Annotated in this window: 11 protein-coding genes; 3 read left to right on the top strand and 8 right to left on the bottom strand. The window is 38.7% G+C overall.

The genetic code is table 11. The features are described from left to right. Window positions 1-54 precede the first annotated feature (54 nt). From FVA72_RS06310 to FVA72_RS06290, 5 genes are all read right to left on the bottom strand, one after another. Window positions 55-483 (bottom strand): PTS sugar transporter subunit IIA, encoded by a 429-nt coding sequence (locus tag FVA72_RS06310; RefSeq protein ID WP_004262128.1) that lies wholly within the window; start codon window positions 481-483, stop codon window positions 55-57. A 54-nt stretch (window positions 484-537) separates the two neighbouring features. After that, window positions 538-1944 carry a sugar porter family MFS transporter gene (locus tag FVA72_RS06305; protein ID WP_004913304.1) on the bottom strand — a complete coding sequence of 469 codons (1407 nt, stop codon included), beginning with the start codon at window positions 1942-1944 and terminating at the stop codon, window positions 538-540. 393 nt (window positions 1945-2337) lie between these two features. Beyond that, window positions 2338-3324 carry an inositol 2-dehydrogenase gene (gene iolG, locus FVA72_RS06300; protein WP_004262138.1) on the bottom strand — a complete coding sequence of 329 codons (987 nt, stop codon included), beginning with the start codon at window positions 3322-3324 and terminating at the stop codon, window positions 2338-2340. A 580-nt stretch (window positions 3325-3904) separates the two neighbouring features. Then, window positions 3905-5842 (bottom strand): 3D-(3,5/4)-trihydroxycyclohexane-1,2-dione acylhydrolase (decyclizing), encoded by a 1938-nt coding sequence (gene iolD / locus FVA72_RS06295; RefSeq protein WP_175427114.1) that lies wholly within the window; start codon window positions 5840-5842, stop codon window positions 3905-3907. 12 nt (window positions 5843-5854) lie between these two features. Next, on the bottom strand, window positions 5855-7366 hold the full coding sequence (locus FVA72_RS06290) for a CoA-acylating methylmalonate-semialdehyde dehydrogenase (RefSeq protein WP_004262148.1): 1512 nt from the start codon (window positions 7364-7366) through the stop codon (window positions 5855-5857). A gap of 393 nt (window positions 7367-7759) precedes the next feature. On the opposite strand from FVA72_RS06290, the gene FVA72_RS06285 reads away from it, so the two are divergent. Together FVA72_RS06285 and FVA72_RS06280 are read left to right on the top strand one after the other, a co-directional pair. Further along, window positions 7760-8596: a MurR/RpiR family transcriptional regulator gene (locus FVA72_RS06285; RefSeq protein ID WP_036958475.1), complete on the top strand. Its 837-nt coding sequence runs from the start codon at window positions 7760-7762 to the stop codon at window positions 8594-8596. Window positions 8597-8830: 234 nt separating this feature from the next. Beyond that, entirely contained in the window at window positions 8831-9826 is a 996-nt protein-coding gene (locus FVA72_RS06280; protein ID WP_243154741.1) for a hypothetical protein, read from the top strand. Window positions 9827-9936: 110 nt separating this feature from the next. On the opposite strand, the gene FVA72_RS06275 is transcribed toward FVA72_RS06280, so the two are convergent. Beyond that, on the bottom strand, window positions 9937-10191 hold the full coding sequence (locus FVA72_RS06275; RefSeq protein WP_004262164.1) for a helix-turn-helix domain-containing protein: 255 nt from the start codon (window positions 10189-10191) through the stop codon (window positions 9937-9939). An 898-nt stretch (window positions 10192-11089) separates the two neighbouring features. Between FVA72_RS06275 and FVA72_RS06270 the strand changes: the two genes are divergently transcribed. Continuing rightward, window positions 11090-11974 (top strand): helix-turn-helix domain-containing protein, encoded by an 885-nt coding sequence (locus tag FVA72_RS06270; RefSeq protein WP_137018922.1) that lies wholly within the window; start codon window positions 11090-11092, stop codon window positions 11972-11974. Between the two features lie 49 nt (window positions 11975-12023). On the opposite strand, the gene FVA72_RS06265 is transcribed toward FVA72_RS06270, so the two are convergent. Beyond that, entirely contained in the window at window positions 12024-14057 is a 2034-nt protein-coding gene (locus tag FVA72_RS06265; RefSeq protein ID WP_110592178.1) for a TonB-dependent copper receptor, read from the bottom strand. 182 nt (window positions 14058-14239) lie between these two features. Then, a complete protein-coding gene (locus FVA72_RS06260) occupies window positions 14240-14665 on the bottom strand; it encodes a DUF2946 domain-containing protein (protein WP_110592179.1) in 426 nt (141 codons plus the stop codon). Window positions 14666-14850 lie beyond the last annotated feature (185 nt).

Genomic DNA, 14850 nt, shown 5'->3' with positions numbered 1-14850 from the left:
AATTTATTGAGTATGGGATCTGGCAAGATCCCATACTCTCTTCAGAACTAAAAATTAACGATGAAGAATACTTAAAAACTCTTCTTTACTTGAGGTCAGAGACAGTGCATTGGCAATAAATTCGTCACTAAAAATCAACGCAATTTCCCTAAGTACATCAATATGTTCCCTTGATTTTGCAATCACGCCTATGGCAATAAACATCACATTGGTTCTGTCCCAAATAACACCGTCAGGAAATTGAAAAATTTCAACACCGGTATGCAAGATAATATCATTGGCGGACTTAGGTAGATGTGGCAACGTGATGCCATTCCCCAAGAATGTTGATATCTGTTGCTCCCTTTCCGTTAAGAAATGTACACAATCCCTATCAACATAACCTTTATTTTTAAATTCCGTACCAACCATTTTGAGTACTTCAGCTTTATTTCTTGCCTGACAACCTAAATGCAAATTACTTGTGGTTAGTTGTTCTATCATATCCAACCCTCGATTAAGTTAATTAGGTATATTCACACCACCAATAAGTAATAATTACATTGATGAGAGCTCTTCTTCTAATTGCTCTAATGATTTGTTTGATGTTTCTGGCAATAACTTCACGACAAAAACGATAGCTAAGTAGTTTATTACCGCAAAAATTAAGAATACCGGACCTAAACCAAGTTCTGCTTGTAATACAGGGAATAAATAACTCACAATCGCATTCATAATCCACATAAAGAAGACCGAGATCCCCATGGATAACCCGCGAATTTTAAGTGGGAATAGCTCAGCAAGTACCACCCACGTTAAAAAGCCCATCGTTCCTTGCATAACCCCAACAAACACCGCGCCAAGTAACCAAATTAATGTTGCTTTAACATCCCCGGTTAAAAAGTAGTCTGTAGCTGCAATTAATAAGTGTAACGATGCCATTAGCGCAAAACCACCAACAATCAGTGTCTTACGTTTAAATCGGTCAACAAGGAATAACACCCCTATCACCATACCACCAACAGAAAAAACACCATTTAATACGTTGAAAACTAAAGATGTTTGCTCAGAAAAACCCGCTGTTTTGAGAATTTCTGTGCCATAATACATAATAACGTTAACCCCAGTTGTTTGCTGTAATGCCGCCCACACCATCCCAATTAAAACCAATTTAAAAATCCAAGGTGTATTAAAAATTAACGCTAAATTTTGTTTATTGGCATTCGGATGACGTTTAGCTTCCGCAGCTTCAACATCTAATAACGTCACGATATCTTCATATTCTTGAATTGCACGTTTTTCAGGACGAATTTGCTTCAGTATTTTCAAGGCTTCTTCACGACGGTTTTTACTCATTAACCAACGTGGGCTTTCAGGCGCTTTCCACATACCAAATAGCAAACACAACGCTGGCACGGCTTGTACTAACAGCATATAACGCCAAACATCAGGAAGATGGCCCCAAATTGAACCGATAATCGCATTAATAGCAAATGCAGCTAGCTGCCCGATAACAATAGCAACTTCATTTAACCCAGTGAGTTTCCCCCGCATTTCAGTCGGAGCCACTTCAGAAATAAATGTCGGTGCCGTCACAGAGGCACCACCCACCGCAAAGCCCAATATAAACCGAGCAATAAGAAGAACTTCAATATTTGGGGCTGCCGCAGATAAAAATGCCCCAAATAAAAACAGAAATGAGAGGTAAAGCAAATAAGTACGGCGCCCGACAAAGTCTGCTACACGTCCACCACAAACACTACCTAATGCTGCGCCCACTAATAGGACACTCATTACCAGCCCTTCCGTGGTTGGCGTTAAGCCCATGTTTTCTTTCAGTGATGAAAATGCACCGTTAATGACACCAGTATCATAACCAAATAGTAATCCACCAAAGGTTGCAACCAAGGTTATTTGGTGCAACCTTTTTCTCTGTTGTTGATTGAGATTCATGATTAATGACATATTATTACCTTATTATTTGAATCATTATGTCTTACCAAAAAAACAATTTTTCAATATTTAAATAAATGTTTAATGTTAAATATTAAATAATGAAATAAGTTTCTGGCACTCTGGTTTGAATCGCTACTTTGCTAGCTTTAGGCCTGATCGATAAACTCTTTGAAAATAGATTTCGCAAATTTAAAACGATGAATACATCAGTTAAATTAAAGAAAGTAAGATTATAAAAAGCCTCAATTAATCTCGGAATATTGAAAGCCTAAAGAGTATTAAATAAAATGTAATATCAGTATTTTATATACTCATTAATAAATGAATATATTTACTATTGCGGCCAAAAATTAATTTTTAACCGCAAGTCTATAATCAAGTTAAATAGTATTACCGCATTAATTACAATTTAACTTCTTTACCTGTTTTGAGTGACTCCAGTGCTTTATCTGCAAGATATAAAGCCAATTCACCATCGGTCCCTGTCGTTTCAGATTCCGCACGGCCTGCTAAGATATCAACAAAATGCTGCCACTCTGCTTGGTATGCTTCGTGGTAACGTTGTAAGAAGAAATACTCTGGCTTGGCCGATAAGCACCCAACTTCACTTAACAGCGCAACACTATTCTCTTTAATATTACCAGCCGTTAATAATCCTTTTTCACCATGTAATTCAATGCGTTGGTCATAGCCATAACCTGAACGACGGCTGTTAGAGATGGTCGCCATTGCGCCTGATGGGAATTTTAAGATAATAAACGCGGTATCAATATCACCGGCTTGGCCGATCGCAGGGTCAACAACATTACTGCCTTGTGCGTAGACAGAGCAAGGCTCCTCGCCAATCATAAAGCGCGCCATATCAAAGTCATGAATAGTCATATCTCTGAACATACCACCGGAGACTTTAACATATTCTGCAGGTGGTGGTGACGGGTCACGAGATGTGATAATTAAAGATTCTGCTTTACCAATCGCGCCTTGTTGGAATAAATTTTTCAAGTGGCGAAATTGAGGATCATAGCGACGGTTAAAACCAATAAACAGTGGAACGTTATGTTCTTTTACGCTTTTTAAACACTGCTTCACACGCTCAAGGTCGAGGTGAACAGGTTTTTCACAGAAAATCACTTTTTTATGTTTGGCTGCTAGTTCGATTAGATCAGCGTGAGTATCTGTGGCTGAAGCGATTAAAACACCCTGTATATTAGGGTCTTGCATTGCTTCTTCTGTTGTCTGAACTTTGGCTTGGTATTTTTCAGCCAAGGCAACCGCATTGGGTTGGTAAGGGTCGATGACAGAGTAAAGTTTGGTTTCTTTATGGCCGGCAATATTAACAGCATGAACCTGTCCGATACGTCCTGCGCCGAATAGTGCTATATTGAACATTCAAATGCTCCTTGATACCTTAAATCCACTATTTGGATATTACGGAATATACCAAATAAAACGTTCATTTCAATTTATAATTTTTTGAAAATTATATTTTTGGGCTCTAGATAACAAATGTTATATTAAAGTGTATTTTTAGTGTTATTCAGATCACAAATTGACAATGTAAGCGAACAGCATTTAACAATAAAGTCTGTGTTTGCTGGCACATTAGTTATCCATAACTTCTTTTTTTTCTCTTCCTTCGTCTCAAAATAAAATATACATTTCAATTAAATTATTTTTAAACTATTAAATCCATAAAAAAACCCAGCCTAAGCTGGGTATATAATCCAAATGATTCGAGTTGCGTGGGCGGGTAGCGCAGAGCATTCCCCATACAACTTGAAGTATGACGAATATAGAGCCACAAGTGGTAACCACTATGTAAATTAACACCAAAGCAATCCTTGCTAAATTTCCAGTAACTACCCTACTTAATTACATCTGACTCATTAAGAAAACGAAGAACATTCCTCGACGGTAAAAACACCGTCGAGTTATTACGATAATACAAAGCACTAACCCAACACATTGATTAATAAAGACGAACTTTATTTTCAACCATCTGTTTAATTTTTTCAGCGGAAGCAACTATTTGAGGCTTTTTAGAAACTTGTGCCGTGCCTGTGCGCCACCAAGCTTCATAACCATCGGTCATTGTTTTCGGAAGTACTTTAATATCAATCAATACACAGCCCGAATGGGACTTCGCGTCTTTCAGTGCGGCAATCAATTGTTCCTCATCATGTACCCGATAACTTTTACAGCCATAGCTTTCTGCGTTTTTAGCAAAATCGACCTTCACTAACGGCCCATCCATCAACCCCGTCTGTGGGTTTCGATGTCGGTTCTCTGTACCAAAACTTCCCATACCTTGGCTCATCTGCAGGTTATTAATACAACCAAATCCCGCGTTATCAAACAATAAGATGGTGATCTTAATGTTCTCTTGAATCGCGGTTTGTAATTCACTGTGTAGCATTAAATAAGAACCATCTCCGACCATCGCATAAACTGGTTGTTTCGGCGCTGCAATTTTAGCACCAACAGCGGCGGCAATTTCGTACCCCATGCATGAATAACCATATTCAAGATGATAAGTATCTCGCTGTTTTGGTAGCCAAATACGTTGTAAATCTCCCGGTAATGAACCTGCTGCCCCCACAATAATGGCATCGTCTTCCATGTATTGCTGCATCAAGCCTAGCACCCGTGTTTGTGCCAGTTCTGTACCTAGCGTTTTACGGTATTCTTCAAGTTTATCATCAAGATGGCCTGCAATTTCAGGGACAAAATCTAATGGCCGATACTGTATACTAAACAAGCGCTCCAGCTCATTTTTCCACTGTTGTTTAGACTGCTGAATTTCATCCCCCCACTGAGCTTCATAGTGAGAATCTTTCAGCTTTATATCCAGTGCTTGAAGTGCTTCTTTGGCATCTGCAACCACTTTCAAAGCATCTAACTTACTTGCATCGAATTCCGCAACATTGATATTTAAGAAGGTTACATTTGGATGACTAAATAAAGATTTAGATGCGGTGGTAAAATCCGTAAAGCGGGTGCCAACACCAATAACTAAATCAGCCTCTTTAGCTAACAAGTTTGCGGCTAACCCACCTGTAGTGCCAATTCCACCCATATTCAAGGGATGACTAGCAACGACGGCACTTTTACCCGCTTGGGTTTCGCCAAATGGAATACGGTAATCTTCAGCAAACTGTAAAAATGCCTCGTGAGCTTCGGAATAACGTACCCCACCACCACAGATGAGTAATGGTTTTTTCTTACTGCGGATCAGATGAACGGCTTCTTCGATACTCACCGTTGTCGGTGGTCTACGTTCAATACGATGGATGCGTTTTTGGAAAAAATAATCGGGGTAATCCCACGCCTCGCCTTGAACATCTTGAGGTAGGCAAATGGTTACCGCGCCAGTATCCGCAGGATCCGTTAACACCCGCATTGCATTAACCATGGCTGCCATTAGCTGTTCAGGCCGTGAAATCCTATCCCAATAGCGTGAGACAGGTCGAAAACAATCATTCGTGCTTATTGTTCCGTCGCCATACTGTTCAACTTGCTGCAAAACGGGATCTGGCTGACGTGTTGCAAAAGTATCGCCAGGTAGTAATAACAGTGGGATGCGATTCGCCGTAGCTGTTGCGGCAGCTGTGATCATATTCGCAGCACCTGGGCCAACAGAGGACGTAACCGCAAAAATTTGTTTACGTTTTTTTTGTTTGGCAAAGCCTGTCGCAATATGTGCCATGCCTTGCTCGTTGCAACCTTGATAAACACGTAGATGCCCAGGCGCCTCTTCGAGCGCCTGACCTAAACCCACAACGTTACCATGGCCAAAAATCGTAAATACTCCCTGAATAAACGGATACTGCTCACCATCAACATCAACATATTGTTGGTTTAGAAATTTAACCAACGCTTGAGCTGTCGTCATTTTCTGCTTATTCATACGGGTCTCCATTTATTCCATGGTAGGCATTGTGAAACTACTTTCATGGTGTTCTAAGCGAACACTTGCAGGCCAACGGCTAGTGACTGTTTTCATGCGAGTATAGAAGCGAACACCATCATTTCCATGTACATTTAATGGACCAAAAATAGAACGTTTCCAACCACCAAAACTGTGGAATGCCATCGGTACTGGAATCGGTATGTTGATCCCAACCATTCCAGCTTGGACATTTTCTTGGAATTCACGAGCCGTTTCACCATCACGGGTGAAAATAGCCGTTCCATTTCCATATTCATGTTGGTTAATTAGTTTCAAACCCGTTTCGAAGTCTGGAACACGCACTACGGCTAAGACAGGCCCAAAAATTTCTTCTTTATAAATGTCCATCTCAGGAGTGACATTATCAAATAATGTTGGTCCTACAAAATAACCATTTTCGAAGCCTTTCACTTTAAAATCACGGCCATCAACTAATAACGTCGCACCTTGTTTTTCACCGCTAGTAATATAGTCACAGATTTTAGCTTTGTGCTGTGCTGAAATGACGGGACCCATATCATTTTCTTTGCCTTGCGTAATACCTGGCCCGACGGACATTTTAGCAATTTGACCTTTCAGGTTAGCAATGAGCGCATCTGCTGTTTCATCACCGACGGCTAAGACTACAGATAATGCCATACAACGTTCGCCCGCTGCACCAAATGCCGCGCCCATAATGGCATTAGCCGCCTGCCCCATGTCCGCATCCGGCATTAAAATACAATGGTTTTTTGCACCACCGAGTGCTTGACAGCGTTTGCCATGAGCAGATGCCGTCGTGTAAATATATTCAGCAATAGGTGTTGAACCAACAAAACTAACGGCTTGGACTTCTGGCGCGGTTAAGAGCACATCGACAGATTCTTTGTCCCCTTGAACAACGTTAAATACGCCATCAGGTAAACCTGCTTCTTTTAATAATTTAGCTAATCCTAATGCTAAAGAAGGGTCTTTTTCTGATGGTTTTAAAACAAAGGTATTGCCTGTTGCAATAGCCACTGGGAACATCCACATCGGTACCATTGCTGGGAAATTAAATGGTGTAATTCCCGCACATACCCCCAGAGGTTGCATTAATGAGTGGCTATCAACACCGGTAGCAACATTGGCTGAGTGCTCACCTTTTTGTAAGTGAGGGATACCACATGCAAATTCAACGACTTCCAAACCACGAGTTAATTCACCTACCGCATCAGAAAAAACTTTACCATGTTCTCTTGAAATTAAACGAGCCAGTTCATCCATATTCTCTTCCAGCAATGCTTTAAATTTGAATAAGATCCGGGAACGTTTCAAAGGGGAAAGTTTTGACCATTTAGGGAATGCTTTATTCGCAATCTCAATTGCTTTTTTTGTTTCATCGGCACTGCTAAGTACAACCTGAGCAATTTGCTCACCCGTTGCTGGGTTGAATACCGGTGCAAAACGCCCACTTTTGCTGGATACTATCTCACCACCAATGAAATTATGAATCTGTTCCATGTTGCCTCTCTTTAGCTGACAGAGTTACCTTGTTACTCAATGTATATGAAATATTTGTTTCATTTACAACTAAATTTGAAATAACATTCAATTTATGTGATCTAGACAAAGTTTTTATGAAATTTTTAATCGCGGCTAAAAAACACCTATTTTAAACTTATGTCCATCACTTATTTATTGGCTATTTTTCCTTTGTATTGGGCTAAACATGGCTTTCTTTCCATCAAGAAAATAAGAGAACAAATTGATGTAAGCTGTTCAATTTATTATCCCAAATTCAAATTATTTTAAGATCCTAAAAAAAGAAAATTTTTAAATATGAACTAAGTGTTTCAAAAAGATTCGACTAACGCCGTAAAACAACTACAATTAGAGCCAAATTCTGGAGGTTATATGTCAAGTGCATCAAATTTAAATGAGTTTCAAGAGCAAGTTCGCTCAAGGTATGACGAATTAAGTAAACGGCTACAGCAAGTAGCACGCTATGTGTTAGATAATACGAATAGTGTCGCATTTGATACAGTTGCCGTCATTGCGAAAGAGGCTAAGGTTCCGCCTTCGACTCTAATCCGCTTTGCAAATGCGTTTAATTTCAGTGGGTTTAATGAAATGAAACAATTGTTTCGTATGAACCTCGTTGAAGAAACGGCCAGCTACACAGATAGAGCCCGCATGTTTCGTGAAATGGACGGCTCCCAAGAACTGGGAGATGACCCTTCCCAAATTTTGAAGGAGTTCGCTCATTCTAACGCCCAAGCTTTACAACAAATGGCAGCCAGAACTCCTGCTGAAGATATCGAAAAAGCCGTATCGTTATTAGCAAATGCACAAAATATCTATATTATCGGTTTGCGTCGCTCATTCAGCGTTGCAACGTATTTAAGTTACGCTCTTAGCCATTTGGAATGTCGCCCAGTACTTATTGATGGGCTTGGCGGAATGTTCAAGGAACAGATCAGCAGGATCAGTGAAAATGACGTCGTTATTTCAATCAGTTTCACGCCTTACGCTTCGGAAACTGTCATGGTAAGTGAGAAGGCGGCCCAAGCAGGTGCGCAGCAAATCGTTATTACTGACAGCCAAATTAGCCCTTTGGCAAGTTTTAGCGATGTTTGTTTTGTTATCAAAGAAGCCCAAGTAGATGCATTTCGTTCGCAATCAGCCACCTTATGTTTAGCACAATCACTGACCGTTGCATTAGCCTACCGTCAGGGCAGCAGCTTAGTCTAAGATATATGGCTCTGTAATTAAACACCTCCATTAATTCAGAGCCTCTTCCAGTCCTTTCTCTAATTAACGTAGACGTCATTATTAAAAACTAATTAAGTTTCATTTTTTTCTTTAATTTGTGAGTCTCATCAGAAAATACAAATTCTAAAAAGACAATGAAATGAAATTATTATTTCACCCTGCTATGTTGGGATTATATCTCGTGTTAGATAAAACCAAGAATAAGGGCTAAGCATGTTAAATACACACTTTCTTTATTTACTCGGCCACCTTCGTTTACTTGAAGAGCAGCATTCTGTCACGTCACTTAATCGCTCTGGTATTGGTTTAATCGGCACTGCACCTTATAACCAACTTTATATAAATGCGATAAAATGCTGCACTCATCATAGTGAGCTAAAGTCAATTTGCCATTTGTCTCCATATCTACCTTCTATGACTTACTTTATGTGTCAAAAGAAAAAGATAGAAGAGTTGATCAATAATGATGGCGTTGACTGCATTATAATGACATCCACTTGCAGTGATGAGTTACTAAGATTTGCAATTCAGACTGCGGTATCTGCCGGAAAAGATATCCTATTGAATGATATCCCCAACTTTAGTGAAAGCGAATTGAAGGAGGTATTAAAACAAGCAATGCGCCATGATGTATTGATTGATTATAACCAACCTCTTAGCTTTGATAACCAGTTCAATCAAATAAAAGCGTCTTTAATGTCTAAACGTGGTACCGAAACAGGGTTATTGCGTATCACAGCGCACCGAATAATAGAAACTGAAAATCAATTACCATTCAATATACTACGAAACACCATCACAAAAAACATAGAATTATTGTTATCCTTGATGCCTGATTTTGTCCTTTCATCCCCCGCTATTCAATACTCACATCCCTTTACTAAAAGAACCGATGGCGATGTATTGATGATTAATTTACGCCAAGAAAACGGTTTATTGGTTTCATTTGAAATCTTTTTCAATACGGGGAAGATTTTAGACAAACTGTCATTAAAACAATGTAATAACCGATATGAGATAAAGGAAAAACTCTCTTTTAATGAAACATATCAAGAGATTAATCAAAATAATTTTATTGTAGAGCAACTCGACCAATTTGTTTTAAGACTCGGTAGCAACACAAAACTAGCCAAAATTAATCAATGGAGTCGCGCCAATAAACTAACAGCTATAGTAATAAAACAGCTAAATACTTATGGATATATTTGATTATTACGAAATATAAAGATAATTCTGATAGTAACAGTTAATATTATTATGCTCACGAATGATATAACAATACTATACCGCTTAATGTTACATTCTAAAATTACTTATAATCAGTGTATTGAACTACATGTACCACTATTCACATTGACAACGCCATATAAAAAAGAAGCGGGATCAACATTAAAAAGATAAGCAAATTGAAATAGTGAATCGACATCAATACAACTTTCTCCAGTCTCAAATCGACTCATTTCTTCTTCTGTTACACCAATTAAACTCGCCATTCGTTCTATCGATATCTTATGGTTTTCTCGTTGTTTTCGGATTTTTATCCCTAGCATTTTAGCAATGTTTTCCTTCCCCATAATAACCTCTATTAAATATTAAAATGAATATTATTAACCGGTGCGTAAACTATCACCAACCATAAATTTATAAATTGACTTATAATAATAAAACTCTAACTAAACAAGTCATTTAAAGACAATCCATTAATGAATTAAAAAATCAACAACCATATAAAATACTGATATGTATGGCTATATCGCTTTCTTTTTAACTGTGATTCTGATCACGTTATTTTTATAACCTAATAGGTATAGAAAACTACACTGTAATAAGCCAACGACTTCAAAATTACATTTTCAATTTAACCAAAATTCTAACTTACATTTTCAATTTAATAAAATTATCTTGACTGATTTAATGTTATAACCTTAAGAAATTCGTGACAATTTGTATTCATGCGTATCAATAAGTTTCCAGAACATAATTATAATAAAGAAATTTTTTTTCAATCATAAAAAAAGGCGCTTTTTTTTATTTATTAGTCGAATAACAACATTAAATTTAGGTATTAAATATAAAAATTTTCATATTAGTCTATAAAGCTAAATCACCTTTTCATATTAGTGCCTTACATTAACCTGCTCTTATTCTGAATATCTAAAATTAATTATCACACCTGGCTATTTTCGGTAAAAAAATTCACTCCACTGCATTTATGCCATGTTCATTACCTTCAGTCTATACCACAATACGTAAAAATTAGACAAATTATGTAAACGCTAGATAGGTGTACTCAAGCAATCTACCTATGTTTCCACCGCCCAATACTTACTTAACTTCACATCTTTTTAATAAAATTGTCAGTTAGCATGGTATCCTATTACGAGCACCCATGAGTACTTACAATTCATAACATTGCTATATTATATGGCTTGCTATTTTGTTGGTAAGTAAAAGAGACCTGAAAGGATAATCATGCTACAAGAAATTGTTATCAGGGAAATCATTCTCTGGATAGAACAAAATTTAGAATCTCGCCTATCCCTAGATACTGTTGCCGATAAATCAGGATACACCAAATGGCACTTTCAGCGCCTGTTTAAGAACCAAACAGGGCTCGCACTTGGTTCCTATATCCGAGCAAGGCGCCTTTCTTGTTCTGCTGTCGCACTACGGCTAACAAATGACAGCATAATGGATATTTCTCTGAGGTACCGTTTTGACTCACAACAAACTTTTTGCCGTGCGTTTAAAAAACAATTTAATCTGACCCCTTCTGAATACAGAAAACGACAGGGTTGGAAAATTGAAGGGTTTTGCTTACCTCTACGAGAGAATAAAGAGCTCAGTGTTCAAGTTAAATTGACTCAATTGCCAGCTATCAATTTACTCGGAACTAAACATCGTTACACTAAAGATATTAATGAGTGGAACCTAAAAACGGATGAGCTACGCCGACACTATTGGATGGATTTCTTCAATAAAAACCATTATGTCACACAGCATTTATACGCCATTCACGGTGTTGATCAAAGTACTAATGCAGAAGGCCATTTCCTATATACCACGGCTCTAGATGAACAAGATGTTGATATTGCACTTCCGCAAACAACCAACTTACAGTTACCCGCAGGAAATTATTTAGAAATCAAGATCACCAGTAGCCTTCATGGTATAGATTACAATGATATTATTTATACTGCTTATGGGAAGGTACTTGCTGAAATGGATATCGTCCGTGGTAAAGGGCCTGATATAGAGCAATATGTCCTAAAATCCAAACCCACTTATGAAGCATTCATTAATGATTCACGCAATTTCATCCAAGAGCTAAATTACTATATTCCTGTTATTATTTAACGACTAGCAGCACCCCATACGAATACTGTATGGGATGCTAGCCTAACAATTAAAAACTCACATTAATTTTTGCCCAGAAATTTCTCCCTGGTTCATTCACTGGTACATTGGATGAATAACCAAAACCGCTATTTCCAGCTAAATTAAGGTGCTCGCTATAGGTTTTATCAAAAAGGTTATCAACGCCTGCGCTTAATTTCATATTTTCATTAATTTTATACGCTGTATTTAATGAAAATATTGTGAAACCTGCACTCTTGCTAAAATCTTTCCCCACCACATTACCATCATTAATCGCAACACGATTTTGACGGCTAACAACGCGTACTAAACCTGTCGTAGTCCAATCACCTTTTTCCCACGATAAGCCAAATCGGCTTTCCAATGGTGGCATTTGCGGTAACGCTTTGCCATCTGTACGATTTTCTCCCCAAGAGTAAGCAAGACTTGCATCGGCTTTCCATTCATCACTGAGTTTCTGTGCTATACCGAGCTCTCCGCCCATAATTAATGCGTCAACATTTTCAACTTGGCTCATTCGCGGGTTTGTCGCGCTATAACGGAAGAGAATAAAATCATCAACACGTCCCACATACGCAGAAACCCATGCATTGGTGTCTTCATGGCTATATTTAGCACCAATATCTAACTGAGTCGTTTTTTCTGTTTTTAGCTTATCAAACACATTATTGCTACCATCTGGTCCGAGTTTAGGCGAAAACAACTCCCAATAATCAGGAAAACGTTCTGTATAGCCGACACCAGCATATACCATAACAGGTGTACCAGATAAAGAATGCTCATAACGCGCAAAGCCCGCTGGCATCACCGTATTACGCCCTGAAGAGCCTACGCCTGTACTATTTTCAACTATCACACGATCTAAACGAGCCCCGCTAACAACTTTACCTTGCTCAGTCGCATGCCAAGTTAGCTCACTAAAAACACCATAATCTTGGAATTGTGCATCTTTTTTCCAGCTATTATTATTGTTTTTACGATGTTTATTGGTCTGCATGTCAGCCCCTGCACGCAGTTCATAGTCTTTCCATAACCATGTTCCCATGGTACGGCCGCCCATGGTTTCACGGTCAACTCGCATTTTCATTGGCATATTCATCATACCGTGGCCTCTATGCCCCATATGCCCGCCCCCCATTCCACCGCCTGATGGAGTACGAAGCGAGTAATTATCCATAATATGATCGGCGTAATTGTAGTAAACATTTGCTTCAACTTTATCTAAAACATCACCGATATTACTCTTTTCAAAGCGTAAGCCTAAGCTTTCACGTTTAAACTGAGAGCCATCCATTCCCCTCCCTGCATAACGAGCTTCGCCGTCGCCTTTACCAGCGGTTAATTCTAATAATGTATATTCATCTGGCGTCCAGCCGATAGCAATATCAGCGTTCCACTTATCCCATTTAGAGGGAACCTTATCACCATTGCCATCTTTATAATCATTTGAACGTGATTTATTACCAATAACACGAACATAACCCGTTTCATTACCTAAGCTAATATCAGCATTACCATCCCAGCGCTCATTAGATGCCGTTAAGGCACTTGCGTTGCCTTTAATACCTGCTTCAGTAAATAGCGGTTTTTCGCGCTCAAACCGGATTGTTCCTGCTGAATTCCCAGGCCCCCATAAAACAGTTTGTGGCCCTTTAATCATATTTAATACATCAAAGTTTTCCGGTGAAATATAAGAAGTCGGTGCATCCATACGAGAAGGGCATGCACCCAACATTTCACTATCATTGGTTAAAATACGCAAACGAGACCCAAACATGCCACGAAAAACCGGATCTCCGTTAGTTCCACCGTTACGTATCTGTGAAAAGCCTGGGATCGTTTTAAGGTAATCAGAACCATCACTCGCAGGGACGGGCTGCCTTGGTGTTTTAGGGGATGTCGTAATAGTCAATGGTGAATCGACTGGCGCAGTAACAATCATCACTGAGCTATTTGAGATTGGGCTTTGGTTAATTTCAGTTTTAGCGACTGTAGGTGCTGTAAAAATCGCACTAATAACCAGCGTTGCAATAGGAGCCACTTTAAAAACGTATGTGTTCATTTTTTACCTGTTTCTTAGAATATAGGTACGCTGCTTTCGCCTCTTAGCTTGCAAATGCATTTTCAGCACCCGTGGGTGAACCTCTTAAAAATCAAAGAAATTCAAGATGAACGAAAACGCTTTGCACAATAAAGGCAAAAATAGCAATTAAATTAATTTGTAAGATTTATCATGCTAAGACATCAGTAAATAGGCGGGGCTCTAGCGAGATGTAATGACCATGGTCTAAATAACCAAATGTGAACGTAGCGCTCAAAAGGAACAAATAGAGTCAGCGTGGCGAGTTGTCGAATAACCGCAGCAATAAATAAGATAAGAAATGGAAAGTGGACCAATAACTGACAGTAACCACATGCAATGTCTTCCATCGGAGACTGCCCCATCCCCGTCATTAACATATGATTCATTGGTGTAGAAACGTCACAATTTTCAGGCATTGGCATACTATGATGCGAATGCATCGATTGGTCCGACATCTCACTTTGTATATTTGCACAAGTGTTCATATGCACCATGGATTTAGAAACCAGTGGAGCAATAAACAGCATAACAATGGCAAGCAAAGCAAGATAAGCGGATAGCTGTTTGATAAAAGGGCGCAGGTGCAACGTTTTTCCGTTATCTCAGTACGAATTTTATAGCGCGAAATTGTATCTTATTTAGAGGAGGGATGTTATCAATTTTCACCATTAATGTTAAGCAGGGCCTACCTCTACATGTAATGAACTAAAAAACAAACAATTACCAATAAAAATCAATCTATTGATTGAATATCTATCCTTACGACAATAGA

This window comes from Providencia sp. PROV061 (assembly GCF_011045655.1).
GTDB classification, from domain to species: domain Bacteria; phylum Pseudomonadota; class Gammaproteobacteria; order Enterobacterales; family Enterobacteriaceae; genus Providencia; species Providencia hangzhouensis.
Note: the sequence above shows the minus strand (reverse complement) of the source record. Positions and strands in the feature narration are given on the sequence as shown.